The following is a 25,091-nucleotide window of genomic DNA, read 5'->3' as shown; positions in this document are numbered from 1 at the left end:
GCGGGCCGGGCACCTTGGGGGTGTCCGGCCCGCTGTACGGGTACGGTGGCTTTACGGAGGACTCGACTCGGGTGGTGGGCATTGTGCTGATGACGGCAGTCGGCGGAGTGATGTGGCTGATCTTCACCGCCATGCTGGCGCTCGCCATCGTGGCGTTCGTGATGGCGGCGATCTTCCGCGAGGACGCGTACCGCGCCGCGGACAAGCAGAACAAGGGCTTCTGGCTGATCATCCTGGGCATCGCGGTCGCCGTGAACCTGTTCGTGCCCATGCTGTTCCTGCAGCTCGCGGGCCTGGTCGCCTCGATCGTCTTCTTCGTGGACGTACGGCCCGCGCTCCAGCAGGTCTCGGGCGGGAAGGGCTTCCGTCGCCGGGGACGCGGGAGCAGCAGCGACGGTCCGTACGGGCCGTACAACGGAGGCCGCTGAACCGCCCCGAAGGAGTGCGGGGGCCGTATCGACCTGCGGCTCCGCCGCGTGGGCGCGAGCGGCCGCAAACGCACCCGCACCCGGCGGCGGCGAAGAACCCCGGCGGTGAGTCCCCGGACTACGGCATCCGGTCCAGCAGCACAACCGCCACGTCGTCGGTCAGTTCCCCGCCGTTGAGGTGCCGCACCTCACTGACCGCGGCCCGCAGCAGCTCCTCTCCGCGCAGCCCCTCGGAGAGCTGCCGGCGGATCATCGAGACCATCCCGTCCTGGCCCAGCCGCTCGCCGCCCTCGCCGACCCGGCCTTCGATCAGGCCGTCGGTGTAGAGCATCAGGCTCCACTCGGAACCCAGCTCCACCTGCATCCGCGGCCAGCGGGCGCCGGGCAGCAGACCGAGGGCGGGGCCGTTGTTGTCGTACGGCAGCAGACGGGCCTGCCGGCCGGGGCGGGCGAGCAGCGGGGCCGGATGGCCGGCCAGGCACAGGCCCGCGCGGCGGCCGTCGGGCGCGATGTCCACCGTGCACAGGGTCGCGAAGATCTCCTCGTCGGCCCGCTCGTGCTCCAGCACCTCCTGGAGGGTGCCGAGCAGCTCGTCCCCGCACAGCCCGGCCAGCGTCAGTGCCCGCCAGGCGATGCGCAGCTCCACGCCGAGCGCGGCCTCGTCCGGGCCGTGGCCGCAGACGTCGCCGATCATGGCGTGCACGGTGCCGTCCGGGGTGCGGACGGCGTCGTAGAAGTCGCCGCCGAGCAGCGCGCGGGAGCGGCCGGGGCGGTAGCGGGCGGCGAAGCGCAGCGAGGAGCCCTCCAGCAGGGGCGTGGGCAGCAGCCCGCGCTCCAGCCGGCGGTTCTCCTGCGCGCGCAGCCGGCCCTCGGCCAGCCGCCGCTCGGCCGTGTCGGAACGTTTCCGCTCCACCGCGTACCGGATGGCACGGCTCAGCAGCCGGCCGTCCAGCTCGTCCCGGAAGAGGTAGTCCTGCGCGCCGACGCGCACGGCCTCGGCGCCGCGCTCGGCGTCGGCGGAGGCGGTCAGCGCGAGCACGGCATGCCGGGGCGCGAGCTTCAGCACGTGCTTGAGCACGGCCAGCTCGTCGTCGGCGTCGCTGCCGCCCGGCGCCGACAGGGCCAGGTCCAGCAGGATGCAGTGGACGTCGTCGGTGAGCAGCCGCTCGGCCTCGGTGAGGTTGCGGGCGGTACGCACACGGATCGGCTTGCCGGCCGAGTCCAGCAGGTCGGGCACGATCGGCGAACCGGCCGGATCGTCCTCGATCAGCAGCAGGGTGAGAGTGGCGCCGGTGCCGGTCGTGGGCGCGGCGTCGCGGTGGGCCTCTTCCTTGAGGGGGCCGCCGCCTGTGGTGGCGGCCTGCGCCTGACCGCTCTCCACGGCCGGGATCGCTCTCTGCCGCGGTACGGGTACGGGCATCTCTTGGGTTCCTTCCCTCCCCCCGAGGGCATGGTGGCGCCGAGGGTCTCGATGCCACCGACGGGGACCATAGCGGGTGCTCCCGCCCCGATGGAATGGTGTGAGCCGCGTCGCTGAGGCGCAGGCCGTCGTCATATGCCGCGTTCTATGGCGCAGTTGGACAGGCCGCCGGGCGAGCGGGAATGACGAAGCTCACGTCCGGCCCGGGTTTGGGCGGGGGTTGATGGTGGAGTGGGTCACATGGCGCACATCACGCCGGCATGGCCGGAGATGACCTGGCTCACGCGTCCGGGCGTACGACCCCCAGGATCGGCATCGAGCCGGCGCCCGCGACCGTCACCGTCCGCCCGGGGCGCGGGGCCTGGATGATCGCGCCGTCGCCGACGTAGATGGCGACATGGCTGGCGTCGTCGAAGTAGATGATGAGGTCGCCGGGGCGCATGTCCTGGATGTCCACGTGCTTGAGCTGCTGCCACTGCTCCTGCGAGGTGCGCGGGATGGGGTGGCCGGCCGCCGCCCAGGCCTGGGAGGTCAGCCCGGAGCAGTCGTAGGACTTCGGGCCCTCGGCGCCCCACACATAGGGCTTGCCGAGCTGGGCGGCGGCGAACGCGACCGCCTTCTCGCCCTCCGCGGACGCCGTGCCGTGGATCTTCTTGAGGATGCCGGTGTCCAGCCAGTTGGTCTGTGCCTTCAGCGCGGCCTGGTCCTCCAGCCTGGCGAGCCGCTCCCGGTCCTTCTTCTCCAGCTCGGACTCCAGCTTCTCGGCGGCCGCGATCTGCTGCTGGATCTTCTTCTTGGCGGTGGCCTTGGCCGTGCTCTCGGCGTCCAGCTTCTGCCACTGCGCGGCCGCGTCGTCGGCGTAGGCCTGCAACTGCTGCTGGGTGCTGGTCAGTTCGCTCATCAGCGACTTCGTCGCCCGCTGGCCCTGGAGCAGCAGTCCGGCCCCGTCCAGGACCTGTCCGGGGTCGTCGCTGAGCAGGAACTGGGCGGTGGGCGGGATGCCGCCGGTGCGGTACTGGGCGCGGGCGGCGGCGCCCGCCTGGTCCTGGAGTCTCGCGAGCCTCTGCTGCCCCTGGTCGATCTTCCTGGCCAGCGCGACGATCTGGGCGGACTGCTGCTTCGTCTTCTCCTCGGCCGCGTTGTAGGCGTCGGTGGCGACGGCCGCGGCGTGGTACAGCTGGTCGAGCTTCTCGCGGACCTTCTCGAGGTCCTTGCTCGGCGGGGGAGTCGGGGACGTGCTCGGGGTGGGCGCCGGGTCGGCGAAGGCCGTGCCGGGCGCCGCCAGCACGGTCACCGCGCAGACCACGGTCACGGCGGCCGAGAGGATGCTGCGCTTGCCCCAGCCCATCACAGATGCCCCCAAAGCTGATTTACCGTCAGTAACTTACGGTGCCCCGGGGATGGTGCCATGTCACGACGAAAAACGACAGAGGCAGGTGTTCCCCCCCTGCGTCCGCCCCGCTATGACGCTCTCCCCGCCGGTGTGACGAACGAACCGCGGAGATCGTTCCGTTCCGGCTTCCCCGAACGGGTGAACTCAGCCGCGCGGCGCCAACGCCTCCCACGCCACCGTCACTTCGCCCTGCCGCCAGCGGGCGGGGGAGTCCGTCACCGGCCAGCCGGCCCTCAGCTCCCGTACCGTGCGCAGCCAGCGCTGCCGGGCGCCGTAGGAGGCGTAGGGCGCGGCGGCGGCCCAGGCGCGGTCGAAGTCGCGCAGGAACGCGTGCACCGGCTCGCCGGGGACGTTCCGGTGGATCAGCGCCTTCGGCAGCCGTTCGGCGAGGTCGGAGGGCCGCTCCAGGGAACCCAGCCGCGTGGCGAAGGTGACGCTCCGCGGCCCCTCCGGGCCGAGCGCCACCCACACGTGCCGCCGCCCGATCTCGTCGCACGTGCCCTCGACCAGCAGACCGCCGCGCGAGCCGCCGCCGGCCGGGGCGAGTCGCGCGCACAGCCGCTCCCAGACGGCGGCGACCTCGGCCTCGTCGTACTGGCGCAGCACGTTGGCGGCGCGGATGAGCATCGGCCGCTCCGGCACGGGCACCTCGAAACCCCCGTGCCGGAAGGTCAGCCCCTCCCGCTCGTACGGTCGCGCGGCCGCGACCCGCTCCGGTTCGATCTCGATGCCGACGACCCGGGCGCGCGGAGCGGCCGTCCGCAGCCGGCCGAGCAGTTCGACGGCCGTCCACGGGGCGGCGCCGTAGCCGAGGTCGATCGCCAGCGGCTCCCCGGCGCGCCGCAGCTCGGCACCGTGCGTCGCCGCGATCCAGCGGTCCATGCGGCGCAGCCGATTGGGATTGGTCGTCCCGCGCGTCACCGTTCCCACGACGGGGCTCCCCCCGCTCGAGCGAAGCCGAGAGCGGGGGAGGGAGGCTGCGCGGGCTGTCATGCCTACGAGGGTAAGCGGGCACCGGGCGGCGCCGACCCGGGCGGGGCCGGGCGCGGGCGGGGCCGGGCGCCGGGCGCGGGCGGTGGTGGCGGGTGACAGGGGGAGCGCGGCTTTGGCTGGGCGGGGTGGTGGTGTCGGTGGCGGGGTCGGCCGGGTCCGGCGGGCCGGTCGGCGCGGGGGTCAGGCGGGGCGGTGGTGGCGGGTGACCGGGGGAGCGCGAGTGGCGGGCTGGACGGTGGCCTGGTCGGCAGCGGTGTCAGGGGCGGGCGGCTGGTGCGGTGGCCACGGCCGTTCACCAGGTTGGCCGGGGTCTGCTTCAGGGCCTGCTCGGCGGTCAGTCCGTCCGGACGGCGTGGTTCCCGATTCCCGGCGTCGCCGCCGGGCAGTTCCTCGAAGTGGATCGCCAGGGAGCCCCGGCGGCGCATCCGGGAGCCGGGGGCCGGACGCCGGGCGGTGACCACCCAGGCTCCCGGCCAGGTCGGCGTCGCTGGGCCCCTCCAGGTCATGTCACCCTCCGGCGGCCGGTCGAGCGAAGGTCATGATTGAGTAAAGCGGCCTGGTGCGGAAATGGCACGGCCCCCTCCCGCTGTTGCACCTGCGTGGAGGGCGAGGTCGGTCCTCCGTCCGGCATGCCCGCAGCAAGGAGAGGACCGCCAGGTGAGCCAGTACGTCAGCAGGCTCGGGCGACGCTCCCCGTCAACCGCGTCACGGCTACGACTGCACCGCCGCCCCCGCCGCGTCGCCATGCTCTCCGTCCACACCTCCCCGCTCCACCAGCCCGGCACCGGCGACGCCGGCGGCATGAACGTCTACATCGTGGAGCTGGCCCAGCGGCTCGCCGCCCTGGGCATCGAGGTCGAGATCTTCACCCGGGCCACGGCCGGCGGACTGCCCCCGACGGTCGAGCTGGCCCCCGGTGTCCTCGTCCGGCACGTCGACGCCGGCCCCTACGAGGGTCTCGCCAAGGAGGACCTCCCGGCCCAGCTGTGCGCCTTCACGCACGGCGTGATGCAGGCCTGGGCCGGTCACCGCCCCGGCCACTACGACCTCGTCCACTCCCACTACTGGCTCTCCGGCCACGTCGGCTGGCTCGCCGCCCAGCGCTGGGGCGTCCCCCTGGTGCACGCCATGCACACCATGGCCAAGGTCAAGAACGCCAACCTGGCCGAGGGCGACACCCCCGAGCCCGCCGCCCGCGTCATCGGCGAGACCCAGATCGTGGCCGCCGCCGACCGGCTCATCGCCAACACGGCGGAGGAGGCCGACGAGCTGGTACGGCACTACGCCGCCGACCCCGAGAAGGTCGCCGTCGTCCACCCGGGCGTCAACCTCGACCGCTTCCGCCCCGCCGACGGCCGCGCGGCGGCCCGCGCCCGCCTGGGGCTGCCTCCGGACGCCCTGATCCCGCTCTTCGCGGGCCGCATCCAGCCCCTGAAGGCCCCGGACATCCTGCTGCGCGCGGTGGCGGTGCTGCTGGACGAGCGTCCGGAGCTCCGCTCGCGCATCCTCGTCCCGGTCGTCGGCGGCCCGAGCGGCAGCGGGCTCGCCAAGCCGGAGGGGCTGCAGAAGCTCGCCGCCCGGCTCGGCATCGCGGACGTCGTACGGTTCCGCCCGCCGGTCGGCCAGGAACAGCTCGCGGACTGGTTCCGGGCCGCGTCCGTGCTGGTCATGCCGTCCTACAGCGAGTCCTTCGGCCTGGTCGCCATAGAGGCGCAGGCGGCCGGCACGCCGGTGCTCGCGGCCTCGGTCGGCGGACTGCCGGTGGCCGTGCGCGACGGCGAGACCGGCTTCCTGGTCCAAGGCCACCGTCCCGTCGACTACGCGCGCGTGCTGAGCCGTTTCGTCGACGAGCCGTCGCTCCCGGCGAGCATGGGCGCGGCCGCCGCCCGGCACGCGCAGTCCTTCGGCTGGGACCGGGCGGCCGCCGAGACCGCGGACGTCTACACGGCCGCGACCCAGTCCCACCGCCGTCGCGTACGCTCCCACCATGGGTGATGTCGAGAAGGCCGGGCAGGTCCTGGAAGGTGTCCTGAAGGACGCCGAACTGGAGTGGGAGAGCCCCGAGCCCGGGAACTACGTGGTCAAGCTCCCCGGCACCCGCAAGCTCTCCACGACGGTCTCCTTCCTCGTGGGCCGCCACTCCCTGTCGCTCAACGCCTTCGTCGTCCGCCACCCCGACGAGAACGAGGCGGGCGTCCACCGCTGGCTCCTGGAGCGCAACCTCAAGCTGTACGGAGTGAGTTACGCCGTCGACCGTCTCGGCGACATCTACGTCACCGCCCGCCTGCCCCTCGCCTCCGTCACCCCCGACGTGATCGACCGCCTCCTCGGCCAGGTCCTGGAAGCGGCCGACGGCGCCTTCAACACCCTCCTGGAACTGGGCTTCGCCTCCTCCATCCGCAAGGAGTACGCCTGGCGGGTGTCCCGGGGCGAGTCCACGCGCAACCTGGACGCGTTCAGACATCTGATCGATCGTCCCGCTGACTGACTTACGTACGACCCCTTCCCTCTGCTGCCGGGGCGGTGGCATGCTCACCGCCGACGCGATCCTGAACGTCGTTCATATGCATGAATATGAAGGGGCGGATGGGCATGAGCAGTACGCATCTCACGAGACGGACCCTGCTGACCGCCGCCACGGCCGTGGCGCTCGGCGCGGCCACGGCCGGGACGGCGGTCAGGGCGGCAGCCGCCGAAGAGGGCGAAGTCCCGGAAATCTGGGGTGAGTTCGTCCGCTCGCCCGTCAACCACCCCCAGATCCCCTACGTCGGCCGTGCCGGCTGCCGAGGCGGAGCCCCGCGCTTCCCCCGCCCCCGCCACTTCGCCGACGTCACCGACCACGGCGCCGTACCCGACGGCACCACCGACTGCGCCCCCGCGATCAACCGTGCCATCGCCGCCGCCGGAAGGGCCGGCGGTGGCACGGTCACCATCCCGCCCGGCACCTTCCGCATCGACGACCTGATCCGCATCGGCGACTCGGGCGTCGTCCTGCGCGGCGCCGGCAGCGGCCGTACGACGCTGTACGCGACGAAGTCCCTCACCGAACTGATCGGCGTCTACGGCTCCCGCTACGGCGGCGACAAGTCGGCGTGGTCCTGGGCCGGCGGCCTGATCTGGCTCGCGCCCAGGGCGCGTTGGGACTCCCTGGTGGCGGCGATCCGGTCCCGGGCCTGGCCCTTCGAGGGCTGGACCGGCAACAGGCGGGACGAGTGGGCGCCGCTGACCTCGGTGGAACCGGCCCGGCAGGGCTCGTGGACGGTCACCGTCGCCGATCCGGAGGGGCTGCACCCCGGCCGGCTCGTCCTCCTCCGCCTCGCCGACGACCCCGCGCACACCCTGCTCCAGCACATGGCGGGCGGCGGCCCGGGCCCGGCGTCGTACTCCTGGGACGACAAGACCAAGCTGCTGTCGTACGTCCCCTACGAGTGGCCGGTGCGCATCGCCCGCGTCCGGGGCCGCCGGATCACCCTCGAACGCCCTCTCCCGCTCGACATACGCCCCGAGTGGAACCCCCAACTGACGACCCACGTCCCCGAGCTGACCGGATCGGGAGTCGAGGGCCTCACCCTGCGGGCGGTCGAGACCCCGCAGTCCCCGCACCTGCTCGACAAGGGCTACAACGGTGTGGTCCTGCAGTGCGCCTACGACTGCTGGGTGGACGACGTCACGGTGACCGACGTGGACAACGGTTTCGGCCTGGTCGCCGCCTCCGCCTGCACCCTGCGCCGCACCCGGGTGGCCGGCCGCGGCTCGCACCACCCGTACTTCTGCCGCGAGGGCTCCCACGACAACCTGATCGAGGACTTCACCGTCGAACAGCGCACGGTCCCGGCCCCGCCGAACACCCAGCTGCACGGCATCAACGTCGAAGGACTCTCCTCCCACAACGTCTGGTCGCGCGGCGAGATGCAGATGGGCACCTTCGACAGCCACCGCGGCCTGCCCTTCGCCGACGTCCGCACGGACATCACGGTGAACAACAACGGCCGCCACGGCGGAGACGCCAACGCGGGCCCGCTGTTCGGCGCCCGGTTCACGCACTGGAACATCCGGGTCACCAACGGCCGCGCGGGCCTGATGAAGATCGACGGCCTGGCCCCGTACTCGGCGACCGTCGGCCTGAACACGGTGACCGAGTTCGACCAGACCGACGTCCCGGACTTCCCCGGCGACCTGCACTCCCGCCTGGAGCTGTACGGCACCACGGACGCCGTACGCCCGCGCAATCTGTACGAGGCTCAGCGTGAGCTGCTGCGATAGCGCCCCGGGGGCACTCCGACCAGCTTCTTGAAGTGCCGGGTGAGATGGGCCTGGTCGTAGAACCCCGCGGCCGAGGCCACCTCGCCCGGCGCCAGCCCGTCCAGCAGCAGCCGCCGCGCCTGCCCGACCCGGCGCGACATCAGGTACTGGTGCGGGGCGATGCCGTACGCCCCGCTGAACGCCCGCACCAGATGGGCGGGATGGGCGTGCAGCAGGCCCGCGGCCTCCTCCAGCGAGACGCCGTCGACGACACGGGCGTCGAGCAGCTCCCGCAGCGAACGGGCGAGCACGGGATCCGGGCGGGGAGCCGTGCCGGCCGTCCGCCGCAGATGGCCGCGCAGCCGCTCCCCGACGAGGGTCAGCCTGCTCTCCGCCTCCAGTTCGTCTCCCGGCCGGGCGAGCGCGGCGTGCAACTGACCGACGCGCCGCCGCAGCACCGGATCCCGCAGATCGGGCGTGTCGACGGCGCGCCCGATGAGATCCTCGCCGAGACGGCTGCTGTCGAGGTAGACGACCCGCTTGCGGAAGCCGTCCGGGGTGGCCGGGGAGCCGTTGTGCGGCACGTGCGGCGGGAGCAGCGTGACGGTGTCGTGCGGGGTGCCGTGCTCGTGCCGCTCGAGGTCGTACCGCACGGCCCCGTCGTCCACGATGAGCAGCGTCCAGGCGTCGTGGACGTGCATCGGATAGGCGTACTCGGTGAAGCGGGCGTGGAAGACCTCGGTGACGCCCGGCACGCGGGGGCGCCACGCGCTGACCTCCTGCCGGGTGTCCTCGCGCCGGGTGCCTTCCCGCCGGACCGCCATGCAAAGAACGTACAAGACGGCGTCGTACGGCGGTCGGCAGTCTCGTTCCATGAGCGCTGAACCCATCCGTTTCGACACGAAGATCGCCGTGCTGCTGCGCGAGGACCTGGAGCCCTGGCAGCGGCTCAACGTCACCGCGTTCCTGGTCAGCGGCCTGGGCGCGACGGTCCCCGAGGTGATCGGCGAGCCGTACGAGGACGCGGACGGGGTGTCGTACCTACCCATGTTCCGCCAGCCGGTGCTGGTCTTCGAGGGCTCCAAGGAGACCCTGAAGGCGGCCCACGGCAGGGCACTGAGCCGTGCCCTGCCCCGTGCCGTCTTCACCTCGGACCTGTTCGCCACGGGCAACGACCGCGACAACCGCGCGGCGGTCCGCGCCGTCCCGACGGCGGAGCTGGACCTGGCGGGGCTGGCGGTGTACGGCCCCCGCAACGGCGTGGACAAGGTCCTCAGGGGTGCACGGATGCACCCCTGAGGACCTTGTCGCGGCTCAGTCGAACATGCCGGGCTGGTAGTCGCCGGCGGGCTGCTGGACGATGACGTTGACGCGGTTGTAGGCGTTGATCAGGGCGATCAGCGCGACGAGCGCGGCGAGCTGGTCCTCGTCGTAGTGCTTGACGGCGTTCGCCCAGACCTCGTCCGGGACGCCGCCGGCCGCGTCGGCGATGCGGGTGCCCTGCTCGGTCAGCTCCAGCGCGGCGCGCTCGGCCTCGCTGAACACCTTGGCCTCCCGCCAGGCGGCGACCAGGTGCAGCCGCTGCGCCGTCTCCCCGGCGGCCGTGGCGTCCTTGGTGTGCATGTCGGTGCACATCGCGCACCCGTTGATCTGGCTGGCCCGGATCTTCACCAGTTCCTGCGTCGCGGCGGGGAGGGCGGAGTCCGAGACGATCTTCCCCGCCGAGTTGATGTGCTTGAAGAACCTGCCGGTGACCGGGTTGGTGAAGAGGTTCAGGCGAGCGTCCATGGTGTGCTCCCGTGTGGTCTGCGCGTGGTTTCCGATGGCTACACCTCCCTGACGGATCGCTCCGGGGAGATGTGACGGGGCCGCGTGTGACCTGGGTCACCGGCTGGTCGAGGCGGGCTCGCCCAGGTGCCCGCCGCGACCCGGCCCGAGGGGCGAATTCATCTGTGAACCGAATCTGCACAGCGCGTCCGCAACCGCGCGCCCGGCGGATTCCGTTGGTGTGGAGTTGTCCTGGTCGGCGTGGCGCCGGCAAGAGCTGCGCCCTCCCTGTGTGGCGCCGCATGTGGAGGAACTGGCCCCAACGCGTGACCGTACCCGCACGGATGAGTCACCTGCCGGGGCCAACTGGACCGGGGCGAGCGATGGTTGACTGGATGCCCGGCAGGCTCCGTGGTTTGATCGCTCGCACCGCCGGGATCGCGCCACGTGTCCTGAAAAGGATGGCGCACGCCTGCGGCCGCGGCCCGCCGTCTGTCCCCAGCGGGGCCGCTTCCCCTTGTGGTCCACCCATGCGAAGGGCAGTTTCACCATGAACGCCGCTCACCAGATCCAGACCCTCGAGATCTCCGACGCCGAGCTCGACACCGTCTCCGGTGGCCTGAGCCCCGAGGCCAGCCTCACCGCCGACTCCACCACCCTGAGCAGCGCCGACGCGCTGTCCCAGCTCGGCGCCGTCCAGGGCGTGGTGCTGGGCGCCCTCGGCCAGCCCCACCAGATCGGCGTCAACCTCGCCTTCTGAGGGTTCTGATCGCTCCGATCGTTCCGATCGCTGCACGAGCCCCCTGCCGGTGGAGAAGTCCAGGTGGGGGGCTCGGCCATATCCCGGCTTCTCCCCGGCCGGGGGCTCCGACACGGCTGGGCGCCATGTGCGCCGCCTGTTCGAGTGCTTGTATGCACGGCACCGCTTCTCGGACGGGGGCCGGCGGCATACCTCTGGCGACCGCAAACCGACCGAAGGAGACGCTTATGCGTGCACGTACCGTGCCGGCCGCCATCGCTCTAGCCGGAACCGTTCTGCTCGGAGGCGCGGCCCAGGCCCTCGCCGACGACAACGACGGCATGGGGAACGTCGGAGGGACGAGCAGCGCCGGAGGTGAATTCGGGAACACCTCGCACGGCTCGTCCGATCCCGGCCAGGGCATGTCTCCCGGCAAGGGTTCGTCCGGTTTCGGCCAGGTCGGATCCATTTTCGACCGGACCGACGCCCGCTGACGGCCACGCCGCGCCCCACTCCCCGCTCCGCCCCGGTGCGGTGCGGGGAGTGGCGGGGATTCCCATGGACAGGCCGTGAGCCCGGCCCGGTGGAGGTACTGGGGCCGGAGGCTGGGCGTTGGCCGCCCAAGCCCTCAAGGCGGTACGGACGCTCTCCAGGCGGTAGGGACGAGCCTGCCGGGCGGTACGGACGCTCTCAGGCGGTACGGAGGAGTCTGTCAGGCGGTACGGACCTCGGCGCTCCCGGTGTCCGCCCGCGGGGCCGCCATCGCCGGGCTCTCCGCCGGCAGCCCCCGCATGAGCACCCCGTACCCCACCCCCGCGACCGTCCCCACCATCGCGCACATCCCCCACAGCCACTCCGCCCCCCAGCGGTCGATCACCGCGCCGGACATCAGCGGGGCGACCAGCGCGGCGACGGACCAGGACAGCGTGTACACGCCCTGATAGCGGCCGCGCCCGTGCACGGGGGACAGGCGGACCACGAGTCCGGTCTGGGTCGGCGCGCTGACGATCTCGGCGAGGGTCCAGACGCAGACGGTGACCATGAAGACGCCGACCGAGCCGGCGAAGGCCGTGAGCCCGAAGCCGTAGCCGGCGAGCAGCGAGGAGACGACCAGCAGGGTGCGCGGGTCGCGGTGCTCGATGAACCGGGTGACCGGGATCTGCAGAGCGACGATCAGGATGCCGTTGACGGCGATGGCGACACCGTAGTCGGCGGGCGAGAACCCGGCCCGCCCCATGGCCACCGGCAGCCCCACGGACCCCTGCTGGAAGACGAGGGCGACCAGGAAGGACAGCCCGACGACGGCCATGTACCGGCCGTCCCGCAGCACGGTGCCGAGGCTGACGGCGGCGTCCTTCTCCTTCACGTGTGCCGACGGCCGGGACTCGGGCACCTTGAGGAAGACGACGAGCGCACAGGCCAGGGTCATCCCGGCCTCGATGAGGAAGCCGGCCAGATAGCTGTACTCGGCGATGAACCCGGCGGCCATGGAGGAGACAGCGAACCCGAGGTTGATGGCCCAGTAGTTGAGGGAGAAGGCCCGGACCCGGTCCTGGGGCCGGACGATGTCGGCCATCATCGCCTGTACGGCGGGCCGGGAGGCGTTGGAGGCCATGCCGACGAGGAAGGCGACGGCGGCGATGGCGACGGGGTTCGCCATGAAGCCGAGCACCGCGACGGAGACGGCCGTGGCCGACTGGGCGATGAGCAGCGTCGGCCGCCTGCCGAGCCGGTCGGCCATCACCCCGCCCCCCAGCGAGGAGACGACCCCGCCCAGCCCGTGCAGCGAGGCGACGAGACCGGCGTACGAGGCGGAGTAGCCGCGGTCGAGGGTGAGGTAGAGGGCCATGAACGTGGCCACGAAGGCGCCGAGCCGGTTGACGAGGGTGCTGGTCCACAGCCACCAGAACTCACGGGGTAGCCCGGACACGCTCTCCCGGGCGGCACGTCGGAGACGGGTGGCGAACATGACAAGACCCCCAGTGGTAAGTGGCTTGCGCGGCAGGCACAACTTACAGGCGGGGTGTTTCGCCGGCCGCTCAATTAACAGATGCCGTCAACGGTCCACCCACCGGTCGGCCGGGACGGCGCCCCGAACGCGTGGATTACGCTCTGACTCATGGCCGACGCACCGTACAAGCTGATCCTCCTCCGCCACGGCGAGAGCGAGTGGAACGCGAAGAACCTGTTCACCGGCTGGGTGGACGTCAACCTCAACGAGAAGGGCGAGAAGGAGGCGGTCCGCGGTGGCGAGCTCCTGAAGGACGCCGATCTCCTCCCCGACGTGGTCCACACGTCCCTCCAGAAGCGCGCGATCCGCACGGCCCAGCTGGCCCTCGAGGCCGCGGACCGTCACTGGATCCCGGTCCACCGCAGCTGGCGCCTGAACGAACGCCACTACGGTGCCCTCCAGGGCAAGGACAAGGCGGCCACGCTGGCCGAGTTCGGCGAGGAGCAGTTCATGCTCTGGCGCCGCTCCTACGACACCCCGCCGCCCCCGCTCGCGGACGACTCCGAGTTCTCCCAGTTCGACGACGCGCGCTACGCCACGCTCCCGCCGGAGCTGCGCCCGAGGACGGAGTGCCTCAAGGACGTCGTCCACCGGATGCTTCCGTACTGGTTCGACGACATCATCCCCGACCTCCTGACCGGCCGCACGGTCCTGGTCGCGGCCCATGGCAACTCGCTGCGCGCCCTGGTCAAGCACCTGGACGGCATCTCCGACGCCGACATCGCGGGCCTGAACATCCCGACGGGCATCCCGCTGTACTACGAGCTGGACGAGAACTTCAAGCCGGTCACCCCCGGCGGCAAGTACCTCGACCCGGAGGCGGCCGCAGCGGCGATCGAGGCGGTCAAGAACCAGGGCAAGAAGAAGTAGGTTTTGTGATCATGCCTCCCACCTGCACTTACGGTGCGAGTGGGAGGCATTTTCGTGCCCCTTCGGCGTCAGCCCCGGGTCCGAGCGTCCGGGGTACTCCGCGAGGGCGTCGGGCTGCTTGTCGGCCCGTGGCCATCGGGCCATTGAATACCGCGAGCCCGGGGGCATGTCACGAAACCGGTAACCGGGGGCCCCTTATCGTTCGGCACGTGTGACGCCTGCACGCGACCTGCGGAGACGCCGCGGTCACTCCGTCCTCGGTCTTCCAACTCTCCCCGGACAAAGTGAAGTTGATCAGCTAGAGTGGGGTGCGGCGAGGGGATCAGTGTGCCCTCGTGACGACATAGCTCCTGTCCTGCCGGACGGGAGCTTTTTCATGCCCACGAAGGCCCTGCGCTCCTCAGCGCGGGGCCTTTTGTGTTTTCCGCACCGAGGAGTCCCGTGTCCGTCCTGCTGTCATCGCTCGATCCGCACGTGCTGCTGCTGGTCATGAGCGGCCTGCTGGGCATCACCCTGATCAAGGCATGCCTGAAGTACGCCATCACCCGGATGGTGCTCAAGAAATTCACCGACGGTCAGGACCTGGCGCGCGTTCTCATCGCACTCGCCCAGCTCTTCGGCGTTCCCGCCCAGCCGGATCCCCTGCCGCCGACGTCGTCGGCGGAGCAGAGTGAGAACCAGGACGGGACTTCTGGAGGTGCGGCATGACCCGGCGCAGGGCAGTGCCCGACACGTTCGCGGAGGACCGGGCCGTACGGATCCTGTTGGCCGAGCAACTCGACTCGGTGCTCGACACGCTCAGCGAACGCGAGGCGCACGTGGTCACCGCCCATGTCGCGTTGTGCGTCCCGGCCCATGTGATCGCCCAGGAACTGGGCCTCACCATCCACCGCGTCCTGCAGATCAGCTCGAAGACGATGTCGAAACTGCGGCACAGGTCCCGCAGCCAGGTGCTCGCGGATTATGACCTTGGAGGCGGGGGCAACGGCCCCCTCTCCGCACCCTCCAGAAAGGTGCAGGAGATCGCCGGTACCTACGGCGAGAAAGCCCTCATCCCCTGTGCGTATGGACCCTGCAGGATGCGGTTTCTCGGACGGCCGCCGGGACAGGTCGGCCGCCCCAGAAAGTACTGCTCGGACGCCTGCCGCCAGAACGCATGCCGAGCCAGGAGGCGAGCCGGAGGACAGGAACCGTGACGGAAGGTGACGATCCATGGAAGCGTCCCCTTCGCTCAACTGCGGTGTCGTTTAGGTATGTTCAGGTGATCACCCTGAGAAGGGGCATGGAGAACGAGGGGGAGCATGGACACGGCAACCGTCATCGCGCGGCTGGAGGGGGCACGTACGGCCGATTCCAGAACGCGCGACCGCATCTGCGATGAGACGGCCGCGGAGTTGCTGGCAGCGGGAACCGCGCCGTTCTTCGAGGTGTCTTCCGCCGACCTTCGTGCCGATCCCTACTTCATGTGTGCCGACCGCTACTGGCGCGGCCGCTTCCTGGAGCGGCCGACAGCCAGGACAGCCTTTGAGTGCGCACGATGGATGTCGGACCACGTGAGGGGCGAGAGCTGGGGCGTCGTCGCCGAGCAGTGGGCACTCGGCAACGGCTTCCTCAACCGGGGCACCGTGGAGGCCGCGGATGCCTTCGCGGAGGCGGTGGGAGAGAGCGGTGCGGACGCCGCAACAGAGCGCTCCGCCTTCTTCTTCACCCTGTTCCACGCGGGCAAGCTGCGGGCGAACTTCTGCTTCGACGAGTTGCATGCCTTCCTTACGTTCTCGCCCTCGTCCGTGGCTTCCGGCTCCCTCCGCAAAGAACCCGTCTTCGTGGCACTTCAGTCGTTCGCCGCCTTCGGCAGCAGGACGTTGACCGTCACGTACGCTTGCGAGCTGCTCGAGCAGGCTTGGTCCGCGGCGGGCCGGACCCGGCACACGACGGACATCTGCCTCAACGGGGTTGCGTTCGCCCCTCCCTTCGAAGGGCAGGGAGAACTCCTGCGCAGCTACGCGGAGGAGGCTGTCGAGGCCTATCCGGACGACCACATGTTTCACGCGCGCCTGGCCACGGGGTTGCACATGTGCAGCCGGCACGACGCGGCGCTGGAGAGCATCGACACTGCTCTTGCCTTGCTCGCCGCCAGTCCCACGGCCAGCCTCGGCATTCTGCAGAACCAGTACCTGACGAAGCGGGACGCAATCCAGGAAGGACGTCTGCGGGCCCTGCGAGAGGCTGAGCAGCAACGCCGCTGGGAACAACAGGCGGAAGCCAACAGGCAGTTGGAACGCTCCTTGCATACGTCCTCGGTCCGCGCCGTTGAAGTCGTCGCCGTCTTCACGGCCGCCATCGCCTTCGCCGTCGGATCCCTTCAGGTCACCCTCACCGGCAGACTCCCGCTGTCCGATCGTCTGTGGCTCCTGGCCGCACAAGGCGCAGGCCTGGCTCTCTTCGCGCTGCTGATAGTCGGCGGGACATGGCTGATCACCCGGAGCCATCGCCCACAAGATCGTGGGACCCAGTGACGTGCGGAGACACGACTCGGTCTCACCGGCCGGAGCCGGCGGCCTCGCACCGCGGCCGGCTCAAGCCCCCTGCCTGCCGTTGTCATCGTGGCCGACCGTTGTAGGCTGAGGTTCTTGCCGCAGCGAAACCCCAGGTCAGTGGCATGAATCGGGTGTTCCCGTACGGATCTGTGCCGACGGCCACAGCCAAGGGGGATGCGCGTAGGCTCATACTGAGTCATGACAAAGCCTGCTGCGCCGAAGCGTCATCTGCCCACCAGCCCCTTCAAAGCCCCGGTCACACCGCCTCTCAAGCACTTCGCCGTGGGCGACCAGGTCACACACGACATGTACGGCCTCGGCCGAGTGATCGGGATCGAGGACGGAGTCGCGGCGCTCGTGGACTTCGGCTCGGCGCAAAAGCGGATCTTGAGCCCGTACGCCAAGATGACCAAGCTGTAGGACCGCTGTGCCCGGTCACGGCACACCAGGCCCCATCTCAGGGACCTGTAACGAAAGAGAGTCCTCCCATCGATCTGACGTCACTGTTCTCTGCCCTGGAGGGGCAACCCCGCTGCTCCACCGCGGCATCCCCGCCTCCGGCGACCAACCCCTTCCGCGCCCCCGACTTCGGGGAAGACGAGACCTTCCCGCTCGAGGACGCACAGGAGCCCGCCTCGGGCATGCGTGCGGCGCGGCCCAAGGGAGCTCGGCTCCCTGAATGACGGAACGCAGGTGAACGGCGCTGCCCGGACCTGGCACTCGGCTCAGGTCCGGGCAGGGCTCTGAGGGCGCTCAGCTGGCGCTCGGCCCGCCGGTGTTCGCACCACCGGTGTTCGCGCCGCCAGTGTTCGCGCCACCGGTGTTCGCGCCACCGGTGTTCGCACCCCCGGTCCCCGGCGCGCTGGGCGCTCCGGTCTCCGTGGCGCCACCGGTCGGTGCGCTGGTGGTCGCCCCACCGGAGGTCTGCCCGGTGGTCGGCGTCCCGGTGGTCGGTGCGGCGGAGCCCGAGGTGGGACTCGAGGTGGGACTCGAGGTGGGGCTCGAGGTGGGGCTCGTCGTCGGCGGCGTGGAGCCTGTCGTGGGTGAAGCCGTGGTCGGTTTCGGCGAGGTCGTGGTCGGCGCCGGCGACGTCGTGGTCGGGTTCGGCAGCGACGGTACGACGATCACCGTCGGGGGATTCTTCGGCGTGGGAACCTGCACGAGGACGATCACGATGAAGTCGCCACCGTTGTGGTGCACATGCCGCTTCCTGACCTCGTAGCAGACGATTTTCTTAGGATTCTTGTGCGTTCGGTAGCACTTGATGACCTTGGCGGTGGGTGTGCGGGCGGGTGCCTTCGACGCCGCACCGGCGTCCGTCGCCGAAATGCCCCAGGCGCCCGCCGCAAGGCAGGACGAGGCCGTCACCGCGACACAGATGTTCCTGAGTTTGTTGTCCATTTTTCCAAACCCTGGTTTCGGTTCACACGGGACGTACACGAGGATCGCTGCCGGTCCGTGGAACCTCCAGAGGCAGAACAACCCAGCCGGTGTGGGGAGAACTACCCCTCCTCGGCCGGTTCCACGGCCGCCATCCCCCGCCTCAGCGCGAGCCGCGTGAGATCGGCCCGGCGGCGGTAACCGGTCTTGCTGCACAACCGGTCCAGATGGGAATGCACGGTGTGTTCGCTGATATTCAATTCGGCGGCGATTTCCCGGTCGGTGGCACCGTTCGCGACGAGTCGCAGAATCTCTTGCTCCCGGTCGGTGATACGCGGCGCATTCCTGTGCACATCGAAGTCACCGAAAAAGTTGGTGGAGAAATAGCTGCGGCCGGAGGCGACCGTACGCAGCGCGGCCAGCAGCTCCTCCTCCTCCGCCCACTGACTCACGTACCCCCTCGCCCCGGCCTCGAGGAGCAGCACGAGGTCGGTCTGCGTCGCGGCGGCCGACAGCACGACCACCCTGCGGCCCTTCTCGTGCAGCCGGACCACCTGGTCGCAGATCTCCCGGACGGGGACCCGCAGATTGAGCAGGACCACCTCCGCCTCGCCGACCTCGTGCGGCGGTGCGCCGCCGGTGCCCGCCCCGAGCAGCCGCCGCAGCTCCGGCGCACCGTCGACGACGCGGATCAGGCCGTGCAGAAGGAGCGGGCAGTCGGAGACGACCGCCACACACGTCGGTTCTCGGCTCATCCAGGTCCCCGTGGTCAGGGGGCCGGCCACGGGCGGACGCCGGCTGGGCAACCGGGTGGCAGGCCACGGTCATCCCCAGCATCCGGGGCCGGGACCGCCCCCGCCCGCCGGACTGACCCAACCGGAGGCCCGTACCGGGTGGTTTCTCCCAGGGGTGGGAACCCGGAGTGTGGAGCAGTCGGTCCGGGGGTGGCGGACGGGATACAGGTGGATCATGTGTGCTGAGGCGCGCCGCGACGGGGGTGATGACCATGGCGCCCGAGCGGTCGGAACAGCCGGCCGGTGACAGTGTGCCGCCGGACGGCAGGGCACCGCTGTGGGTCCGCGAGACGCTGGCCGCCGCGGCGAGGGGCACCGACGACCCGCACGCGATACCGGGCGCGCTGTGCCAGGCGTGCGTACGGCTGCTGCCCATCAGCGGTTCCTCGGTGTCGATCTCCGGAGGGAGAGGCGTACGCGTCACCTGGTGCGCCAGCGACCGGGTCGCCGCCCGGCTCGCCGAGCTGCAGTACACCGTGGGGGACGGGCCCTGCCAGACCGCTCTCGACCGGGGTGCTCCCGTCGTCGCGGCCGACCTCGGCGACGGCCCCGACGCCCGCCGCTGGCCGATCTTCGCGCACGAGGCCGTGGCCCTCGGCGTCCGGGCCGTCTTCTCGCTGCCGCTCGGTGTCAGCGGTGCAGCCATCGGCACCCTCGACCTGTACAGCGAACGGGCCGGCGGGCTGACCGAGCAGGACATGCGGACCGCGCTGTGGGTGCGCGACGCGGTCACCTATGCGCTGGTGAGCCTGCAGGCAGTCGGCCACGACATCGCCGAGGCGGACACGGAGGACGGGGTGGCGTCCTGGGTGGCGGCCTCCGAGGCCGACCACACCGAGGTCTACCAGGCGGTCGGCATGGTGATGGTGCAGCTGGACCTGGATCCCGAGCAGGCCCTGGACCGGCTGCGGGCCCGCGCCTACGCCGAGGGTCGCACGGTCAGCCAGGTGTCCCGCGAGGTCCTGGCGCGCAAGCTCCGGTTCCAGGAGGAGACGGAGGCGGACGACGGTGCCCGGAGGAACTACGCGGGCGAGGACGGCCGCGACGGCGGGGACGAGGGAAGGGACGGTGAACGGTGATGGGCGGTGAACAACAGCTCGCCGAGGCGCTCGTCGGGCTGGCCGACTCCCTGGCCGACGACATCGACCCGGTGGTGCTGGTCGAGCGCCTGGCACGCAACTGCATCGACATCACCGGAGCCGACGCGGTCGGCATCCTGGTCGTCTCCGGCCGCGGTGGTCTGCGCACCCTGGCGGTCACCGAGGAGGACGCGGAGGCGCTGGAGTTCTTCCAGCTCCAGGCCGACGAGGGCCCCTGCCTGGAGAGCTTCCGCGAGGGCCGCCGGATCGACGCCCCGGACCTGAGGCACAGCGGCGAGCGCTGGCCGCAGGTCGCCCCCTTCGCCGTACGGCGCGGGTACCACTCCCTGCACGCGCTGCCGCTGCGCGTCCACCAGCAGACCGTCGGCGCCGTCAACCTCCTGCTGCGCCGGCCGGGCGGACTGCCCCCGCTGGACCTGGAGCTGGCCCAGGCGCTCACCGACGTCACGGCCGTCGCGCTGGTCAACTGGCGCCCGGAGCGGCTGCGCCCGAGCGACGTCAGCAACCGCGTCCTGGCCGCTCTCGCCGCCAGGGCCGCCGTCGACATGGCCGCCGGGATGCTCGCCGAGGCCGGTGAACTCTCCCCGGCCGAGGCCCGCGCGGCCCTGCGCGCCTACGCCGACGGCCACCACCGCCGCCTGGTGGACACCGCGCACGCCCTGGTCCGGCGGGCCCTGCGCCCCGACGCCGTCCTCGCCACCGAGGCTTCGACCGAAGCAGAGACCGAGGCTGAGACCGGAGCAGAGACCGAGGCTGAGACCGGAGCAGAGACCGGAGCAGAGACCGAGGCTGAGACCGAGACGGAGACCTAGAGGGCCGGCGCCCCTCCTCCCGCGATTTTCGCTCCCTGTTCCCGCGACTTACGCTGGGAGAGGGGCCGAGCCTCGGGACCCGGGCGGTCCTGTGGCGTGCAGGCAGGGGCCCGAGATGGAGCACTTCACCTGCCGGACCGTGGCGGAACTGGCCATGCCCGGGCTGGCGACCGGCAGGCTGACCGTACTCGCGCTGTCCGGGGACGCCGACTCCGGTGCCGAACTGGACACCGCGCTGCACGCCCCCGGCCCCACCCAGCTCGTCCTCGACCTGAGCGGACTGCACCGGCTGTCACCCGCCGCCGCGCGGGCCCTGTTCCGGTTCGCCGAGGGTGCCGCCGGACAGGGCCGCATGCTCTTCCTCGCCGCCTGCCCCGCCGAGGCCGCCGCCGCTCTGGCCGGGGCACGGCCGCCCGGCGGTACCGGGTGCGGGCTGTATCCGACGGTGTCCGACGCCCTGAGCGTCTTCCTCATCTCGGCCTCCGCGCCGGAGGGCCCCCGTCTGCGGCCGTACGCCGTGGAACTGCGCCACGAACTGCTCGCACACGCCCTGGTCGCCCGCGCGCACGGCATCCTCATGGAGCGGTACGGCCTGCGCAGCGCCCGCGGCGCCGCCGCCCTGCTCCAGACGGTGGGCCGCGCACACGGGCTCGGCACCGTCCGGCTCGCCGTGGCCCTCGCCCAGGCGCCGCCGCCGCGTGCCGGCGAGCCCTGGTTCCCCGGCCGTATCCGGCTTCCGCCGCCCGCCGTCGGCTTCGTCGGCCGGACGGGGGACCGGCCGCCGTCGCTGCCGGTGTTCCTCGACGCGCTCCGGGACGCCGTCTGCGCCATCACCTGCACGGGCATGGCCGATGTCCAGCTCATCGACGCGAGTGACAACACGCTGTGGCTGGAGTCCCACTGCGGCTTCCCCACCGAGTTCGTGCACTTCTTCGCCGTGATCGACGACACCTCCACCGCGTGCGGGCACGCCGCGCGCAAACGTGAACGGGTCGTCGTCGACGACGTCGCCACCGCGCCGGACTTCGACGAGACCTCCCGTGCCGTGATGCTCGCCGCCCACAGCCGCTCGCTGCAGTGCACCCCGATCCCGGGCTCGGCGGGCCGGCCCCAGGGCGTGTTCTCCACCCACCACGACCAGCCCGGGCACGCCTACACCGGGGCCGAACTCGGTGCGCTGGACCGGGTCGCCCGGGAGGCGGGAGCGTGGCTGGACTGGTACCGGACGACCACCGTCCGGGACGCCCTGGAGGATCTGCACGGCCGTGCGCAACGGCCGTGACCGGGCTCCGAGCGCTGCCGCCGTACACGGAAAGGGCCGGTGTGAATCGGGTTCACACCGGCTCCATGACACCGGCTCTCTGACACTGGCCCTACGACACAGGTCTACGACACCGGTCTACGACGACGTAACCGCCCTCAGCCGCACTGGCAGGGGGCGCCCGACTGGCAGCCGCAGCCGCAGCCCGAGCCGCAGCCGCACGCGCCGATCAAGGGAAGGCTCCTGGTCTCGGCGACCTGGTCGGTCTCGCGCTCCTGCGTGGGGTCGGGCGTGGTGCTGGGGGATTCGGCCATGGGTCCCTCCTAGACGCTGGGGCAGGGGTGCCCTCGCCTATTGCATGCCCGCTTCCCCGGGCGCATCAACGGCGCACGGAGGCGCCTCCGCGCCCCCGCGCCCCGTCCCCGGCGGGATTACGCGCCCTCGACCCCCGTCACCGGCTGGATGTCCGCCTGCAGCTCGTCCGCGTGCTCGCCCGTGACCAGGTAGACGACGCGCTTGGCGACGGCCACGGCGTGGTCGGCGTAGCGCTCGTAGTAACGGCCGAGGAGGGTGACGTCCACCGCGGTCTCGATGCCGTGCTTCCAGCGCTCGTCGATCAGGTGCTGGAACAGGGTGCGGTGCAGCAGGTCCATCTCGTCGTCGTCCTGCTCCAGCTGCAGCGCGAGGTCGACGTCCTTGGTGATGATCACCTCGGCGGCCTTCGCCATCAGGCGCTGCGCGAGCTGGCCCATCTCCAGGATCGTGGCGTGCAGGTCGCGCGGCACCGCGCGCTCGGGGAAGCGCAGCCGGGCCAGCTTCGCCACGTGCTGGGCGAGGTCGCCGGACCGCTCCAGGTCGGCGGACATGCGCAGCGAGGTGACGACGATCCGCAGGTCGGTCGCCACCGGCTGCTGCCGGGCGAGCAGGGCTATGGCCCGGGCCTCCAGGTCGTGCTGGAGCTCGTCGACCTTCTGGTCGGCCTCGATCACGCTCTCGGCCAGCTTCAGGTCGGCGTCCAGCATGGCGGTCGTGGCGCGCCCGATCGCCGACCCGACCAGCCGGGCCATCTCCACCAGACCGTCGCCGATCGAGTCAAGTTCCTCGTGGTACGCGTCCCGCATCAGGGTTCCCTCTCATAGGTGTGCTTGGTCCCCACGCTCCCACGTTCTGCTCCGCACGCGTCCGTTTCCGCCACCCCAAATGAACCAATCCTGGCCCCAAGGTGAACTCTGGGCGACGAGTGTCCGAGGTCCCACCTGGACGGCTGTGGTCATGTCGTAGGGCCTGCTTAACCTGGAGGCATGGACGTGAACGCGGCGGTCGCCGCAGCGGCAGCGATCGCCGGAGTGCTCACCGGCGTCATCGCCATGCTGGCGTTCCGTTGGAGCGAACGCGACCAGAAGCGACCGACCAGGACTTCTTTGCACACCGATCCCGTACTCCCGCCCGGCGTGGACACCGTACTGTCCGTGCTCCGCTCCTCGGCCGTCGTCCTCGACGAGGCCGACGCCGTCGTCAAGGCCAGCTCCGCCGCCTACGCCCTCGGGCTGGTCCGCGGCGGCAAGCTCGCCATCGAGCCCATGCTGCAGATGGCCCGGGACACCAGACGCGACGGCGAGATACGCCAGGTCGAGCTGGACCTGCCCCGGCGCGGCACCGGACGGGGCGAGGCCCTCGCCGTCTCCGCGCGCGTGGCCCCGCTCGGCTCCCGCCTGGTCCTGCTGCTGGTCGAGGACCTGACCGAGGCCCGGAGGATCGAGGCCGTACGACGCGACTTCGTGGCGAACGTCAGCCATGAGCTGAAGACGCCCGTCGGCGCGCTCTCCCTCCTGTCCGAGGCGGTCATGGACGCCTCCGACGACCCCGAGGCCGTACAGCGCTTCGCGGGCCGCATGCAGATCGAGGCGACCCGCCTGACCAACCTGGTCCAGGAGCTGATCGACCTCTCCCGGGTGCAGAACGACGACCCGCTGGAGGACGCCGAGCCCGTCCGCGTGGACGAGCTGGTCGCCGAGGCCGTCGACCGCTGCCGCCACCAGGCCGGCACCAAGCAGATCACCATGGCCGCGGGCGGCACCGCCGACCTGCACGTCTGGGGCAACCGCGGCCAGCTCGCGGCCGCCCTGGGCAACCTGGTGGAGAACGCCGTGAACTACTCCCCTGCCCGCACCCGCGTCGGCATAGCCGCCCGCCGGGTCAGCGCACCCGGCGGCGACATGATCGAGCTCGCCGTGACGGACCAGGGCATCGGCATCTCCGACAAGGACAAGGAGCGCATCTTCGAGCGCTTCTACCGCGTCGACCCGGCCCGCTCGCGGGCCACCGGAGGCACCGGCCTGGGTCTCGCGATCGTCAAGCACGTGGTCGCCTCGCACGGCGGGGAGGTCACGGTCTGGAGCGCCGAAGGCCAGGGCTCCACGTTCACCCTCAGGCTGCCGGAGGCGGGCGCGGCCCGCGACCGCGCACAACAGCACCCCGACCTCGACGAAGATGACGAGGACGGCGGCGCCCCCGACCCATCCCCGTACGAACCGCTTCCCGCCCCGGAGGTCCTTCCGTGACCCGAGTGCTCGTCGTCGAGGACGAGGAGTCCTTCTCCGACGCCCTGTCGTACATGCTCCGCAAGGAGGGCTTCGAGGTCGCAGTGGCGGCCACCGGGCCCGACGGACTCGACGAGTTCGAGCGCAACGGCGCCGACCTCGTCCTCCTCGACCTGATGCTGCCGGGTCTGCCCGGCACCGAGGTGTGCCGCCAGCTGCGCGGCCGCTCCAACGTCCCCGTGATCATGGTGACGGCCAAGGACAGCGAGATCGACAAGGTCGTCGGCCTGGAGATAGGAGCCGACGACTACGTCACCAAGCCGTTCTCCTCCCGCGAGCTGGTCGCCCGCATCCGTGCGGTGCTGCGCCGCCGCGGCGAGCCGGAGGAGGTCGCCCCGGCCGCGCTGGAGGCGGGCCCGGTCCGCATGGACGTCGACCGACACGTGGTCACCGTCTCCGGCTCCAAGGTCGACCTCCCGCTGAAGGAGTTCGACCTGCTGGAGATGCTCCTGCGCAACGCCGGCCGCGTCCTGACCCGCATGCAGCTCATCGACCGCGTCTGGGGCGCCGACTACGTGGGCGACACCAAGACGCTCGACGTCCACGTCAAGCGTCTCCGGGCCAAGATCGAGCCTGACCCGGGCGCGCCGCGGTATCTGGTGACGGTCCGGGGGCTGGGCTACAAGTTCGAGCCGTGATCGAACCGATGCGGGGAACGCTCCCTGTCCGGCCGGACGGAGTTCGGCGCAGCAACCCGATGCCCGCGCAGCGGTGCGAGGGGTGCGTGGGGGAGGGGGCGCTCGG

26 protein-coding genes and 1 pseudogene are annotated in these 25,091 nt (G+C 71.3%); 18 read left to right on the top strand and 9 right to left on the bottom strand.

Features of this window, described 5'->3' with window-relative positions; genetic code table 11:
• Window positions 1-89: 89 nt before the first annotated feature.
• The gene (locus tag ABT288_RS02260) at window positions 90-428 is read left to right on the top strand and encodes a DUF2516 family protein (RefSeq protein ID WP_450857007.1); all 339 of its coding nucleotides are present in this window, start codon (window positions 90-92) and stop codon (window positions 426-428) included.
• 118 nt (window positions 429-546) lie between these two features.
• Here ABT288_RS02260 and ABT288_RS02255 read toward each other — a convergent pair whose 3' ends face one another.
• The 3 genes from ABT288_RS02255 to ABT288_RS02245 form a co-directional block, all read right to left on the bottom strand.
• The gene (locus ABT288_RS02255) at window positions 547-1,848 is read right to left on the bottom strand and encodes a PP2C family protein-serine/threonine phosphatase (protein ID WP_351601718.1); all 1,302 of its coding nucleotides are present in this window, start codon (window positions 1,846-1,848) and stop codon (window positions 547-549) included.
• A 280-nt stretch (window positions 1,849-2,128) separates the two neighbouring features.
• Window positions 2,129-3,196: a C40 family peptidase gene (locus tag ABT288_RS02250; RefSeq protein ID WP_351601842.1), complete on the bottom strand. Its 1,068-nt coding sequence runs from the start codon at window positions 3,194-3,196 to the stop codon at window positions 2,129-2,131.
• Window positions 3,197-3,385: 189 nt separating this feature from the next.
• Entirely contained in the window at window positions 3,386-4,171 is a 786-nt protein-coding gene (locus ABT288_RS02245; RefSeq protein ID WP_351601716.1) for a class I SAM-dependent methyltransferase, read from the bottom strand.
• A 720-nt stretch (window positions 4,172-4,891) separates the two neighbouring features.
• On the opposite strand from ABT288_RS02245, the gene mshA reads away from it, so the two are divergent.
• The 3 genes from mshA to ABT288_RS02230 all read left to right on the top strand — a co-directional run bounded on the left by mshA (window position 4,892) and on the right by ABT288_RS02230 (window position 8,497).
• Window positions 4,892-6,229: a D-inositol-3-phosphate glycosyltransferase gene (mshA, locus tag ABT288_RS02240; RefSeq protein WP_351601713.1), complete on the top strand. Its 1,338-nt coding sequence runs from the start codon at window positions 4,892-4,894 to the stop codon at window positions 6,227-6,229.
• The gene (locus ABT288_RS02235) at window positions 6,222-6,722 is read left to right on the top strand and encodes a type III secretion system chaperone family protein (protein WP_351601710.1); all 501 of its coding nucleotides are present in this window, start codon (window positions 6,222-6,224) and stop codon (window positions 6,720-6,722) included. Before mshA ends, ABT288_RS02235 begins: the two co-directional genes overlap by 8 nt.
• Before the next feature lie 98 nt (window positions 6,723-6,820).
• On the top strand, window positions 6,821-8,497 hold the full coding sequence (locus tag ABT288_RS02230; RefSeq protein WP_351601707.1) for a glycosyl hydrolase family 28-related protein: 1,677 nt from the start codon (window positions 6,821-6,823) through the stop codon (window positions 8,495-8,497).
• Here the strand turns inward: ABT288_RS02230 and ABT288_RS02225 are convergent.
• Window positions 8,476-9,300 carry a helix-turn-helix transcriptional regulator gene (locus ABT288_RS02225; RefSeq protein ID WP_351601705.1) on the bottom strand — a complete coding sequence of 275 codons (825 nt, stop codon included), beginning with the start codon at window positions 9,298-9,300 and terminating at the stop codon, window positions 8,476-8,478. The two genes, ABT288_RS02230 and ABT288_RS02225, sit on opposite strands and share 22 nt — an antisense overlap.
• On the opposite strand from ABT288_RS02225, the gene ABT288_RS02220 reads away from it, so the two are divergent.
• Window positions 9,299-9,775 (top strand): DUF2000 family protein, encoded by a 477-nt coding sequence (locus tag ABT288_RS02220; protein WP_351601702.1) that lies wholly within the window; start codon window positions 9,299-9,301, stop codon window positions 9,773-9,775. The two genes, ABT288_RS02225 and ABT288_RS02220, sit on opposite strands and share 2 nt — an antisense overlap.
• A 15-nt stretch (window positions 9,776-9,790) precedes the next feature.
• Here ABT288_RS02220 and ABT288_RS02215 read toward each other — a convergent pair whose 3' ends face one another.
• The gene (locus ABT288_RS02215; RefSeq protein ID WP_351601699.1) at window positions 9,791-10,264 is read right to left on the bottom strand and encodes a carboxymuconolactone decarboxylase family protein; all 474 of its coding nucleotides are present in this window, start codon (window positions 10,262-10,264) and stop codon (window positions 9,791-9,793) included.
• Window positions 10,265-10,793: 529 nt separating this feature from the next.
• On the opposite strand from ABT288_RS02215, the gene ABT288_RS02210 reads away from it, so the two are divergent.
• Entirely contained in the window at window positions 10,794-11,003 is a 210-nt protein-coding gene (locus ABT288_RS02210) for a hypothetical protein (RefSeq protein ID WP_351601697.1), read from the top strand.
• A gap of 227 nt (window positions 11,004-11,230) precedes the next feature.
• On the top strand, window positions 11,231-11,476 hold the full coding sequence (locus ABT288_RS02205) for a hypothetical protein (protein WP_351601694.1): 246 nt from the start codon (window positions 11,231-11,233) through the stop codon (window positions 11,474-11,476).
• Window positions 11,477-11,694: 218 nt separating this feature from the next.
• On the opposite strand, the gene ABT288_RS02200 is transcribed toward ABT288_RS02205, so the two are convergent.
• Window positions 11,695-12,951: an MDR family MFS transporter gene (locus ABT288_RS02200; RefSeq protein ID WP_351601691.1), complete on the bottom strand. Its 1,257-nt coding sequence runs from the start codon at window positions 12,949-12,951 to the stop codon at window positions 11,695-11,697.
• Window positions 12,952-13,101: 150 nt separating this feature from the next.
• Here ABT288_RS02200 and ABT288_RS02195 point away from each other — a divergent pair, with 150 nt between their 5' ends.
• From ABT288_RS02195 to ABT288_RS02170, 6 genes and pseudogenes are all read left to right on the top strand, one after another.
• Window positions 13,102-13,863 (top strand): phosphoglyceromutase, encoded by a 762-nt coding sequence (locus ABT288_RS02195; RefSeq protein ID WP_351601688.1) that lies wholly within the window; start codon window positions 13,102-13,104, stop codon window positions 13,861-13,863.
• 441 nt (window positions 13,864-14,304) lie between these two features.
• Window positions 14,305-14,571, top strand: coding sequence for a hypothetical protein (locus ABT288_RS02190; RefSeq protein WP_351601685.1), 267 nt, complete (start codon window positions 14,305-14,307; stop codon window positions 14,569-14,571).
• A pseudogene (locus ABT288_RS02185) lies at window positions 14,568-14,828 on the top strand (sigma factor-like helix-turn-helix DNA-binding protein); the annotation flags it as partial. The gene ABT288_RS02190 and the pseudogene ABT288_RS02185, both read left to right, overlap by 4 nt.
• Window positions 14,829-15,164: 336 nt before the next feature.
• Window positions 15,165-16,379, top strand: a complete 1,215-nt coding sequence (locus ABT288_RS02180) for a hypothetical protein (RefSeq protein ID WP_351601683.1) — start codon at window positions 15,165-15,167, stop codon at window positions 16,377-16,379.
• A 219-nt stretch (window positions 16,380-16,598) separates the two neighbouring features.
• Window positions 16,599-16,820, top strand: a complete 222-nt coding sequence (locus ABT288_RS02175) for a hypothetical protein (RefSeq protein ID WP_351601681.1) — start codon at window positions 16,599-16,601, stop codon at window positions 16,818-16,820.
• A gap of 415 nt (window positions 16,821-17,235) precedes the next feature.
• Window positions 17,236-17,622: a hypothetical protein gene (locus ABT288_RS02170; protein ID WP_351601679.1), complete on the top strand. Its 387-nt coding sequence runs from the start codon at window positions 17,236-17,238 to the stop codon at window positions 17,620-17,622.
• Window positions 17,623-17,902: 280 nt separating this feature from the next.
• On the opposite strand, the gene ABT288_RS02165 is transcribed toward ABT288_RS02170, so the two are convergent.
• Window positions 17,903-18,514 carry a response regulator transcription factor gene (locus ABT288_RS02165; protein WP_351601676.1) on the bottom strand — a complete coding sequence of 204 codons (612 nt, stop codon included), beginning with the start codon at window positions 18,512-18,514 and terminating at the stop codon, window positions 17,903-17,905.
• 239 nt (window positions 18,515-18,753) lie between these two features.
• Between ABT288_RS02165 and ABT288_RS02160 the strand changes: the two genes are divergently transcribed.
• The 3 genes from ABT288_RS02160 to ABT288_RS02150 all read left to right on the top strand — a co-directional run bounded on the left by ABT288_RS02160 (window position 18,754) and on the right by ABT288_RS02150 (window position 21,768).
• Window positions 18,754-19,653 carry a GAF and ANTAR domain-containing protein gene (locus tag ABT288_RS02160; RefSeq protein WP_351601674.1) on the top strand — a complete coding sequence of 300 codons (900 nt, stop codon included), beginning with the start codon at window positions 18,754-18,756 and terminating at the stop codon, window positions 19,651-19,653.
• Complete coding sequence (locus ABT288_RS02155; RefSeq protein ID WP_351601672.1) at window positions 19,653-20,486, top strand: GAF domain-containing protein; 834 nt, start codon at window positions 19,653-19,655, stop codon at window positions 20,484-20,486. Before ABT288_RS02160 ends, ABT288_RS02155 begins: the two co-directional genes overlap by 1 nt.
• Before the next feature lie 115 nt (window positions 20,487-20,601).
• A complete protein-coding gene (locus tag ABT288_RS02150; protein WP_351601670.1) occupies window positions 20,602-21,768 on the top strand; it encodes a GAF and ANTAR domain-containing protein in 1,167 nt (388 codons plus the stop codon).
• A 137-nt stretch (window positions 21,769-21,905) separates the two neighbouring features.
• On the opposite strand, the gene ABT288_RS02145 is transcribed toward ABT288_RS02150, so the two are convergent.
• Entirely contained in the window at window positions 21,906-22,061 is a 156-nt protein-coding gene (locus ABT288_RS02145; protein ID WP_351601667.1) for a hypothetical protein, read from the bottom strand.
• 117 nt (window positions 22,062-22,178) lie between these two features.
• A complete protein-coding gene (phoU, locus tag ABT288_RS02140) occupies window positions 22,179-22,868 on the bottom strand; it encodes a phosphate signaling complex protein PhoU (protein ID WP_055706922.1) in 690 nt (229 codons plus the stop codon).
• Window positions 22,869-23,048: 180 nt separating this feature from the next.
• Between phoU and phoR the strand changes: the two genes are divergently transcribed.
• The gene (gene phoR, locus ABT288_RS02135; protein WP_351601663.1) at window positions 23,049-24,308 is read left to right on the top strand and encodes a two-component system sensor histidine kinase PhoR; all 1,260 of its coding nucleotides are present in this window, start codon (window positions 23,049-23,051) and stop codon (window positions 24,306-24,308) included.
• A 5-nt stretch (window positions 24,309-24,313) separates the two neighbouring features.
• Complete coding sequence (phoP, locus tag ABT288_RS02130) at window positions 24,314-24,985, top strand: two-component system response regulator PhoP (protein WP_467163958.1); 672 nt, start codon at window positions 24,314-24,316, stop codon at window positions 24,983-24,985.
• Window positions 24,986-25,091: the final 106 nt, after the last annotated feature.

The organism is Streptomyces sp. NPDC001093 (assembly GCF_040298985.1).
In the GTDB taxonomy this organism is placed as follows: domain Bacteria; phylum Actinomycetota; class Actinomycetes; order Streptomycetales; family Streptomycetaceae; genus Streptomyces.
Note: the sequence above shows the minus strand (reverse complement) of the source record. Positions and strands in the feature narration are given on the sequence as shown.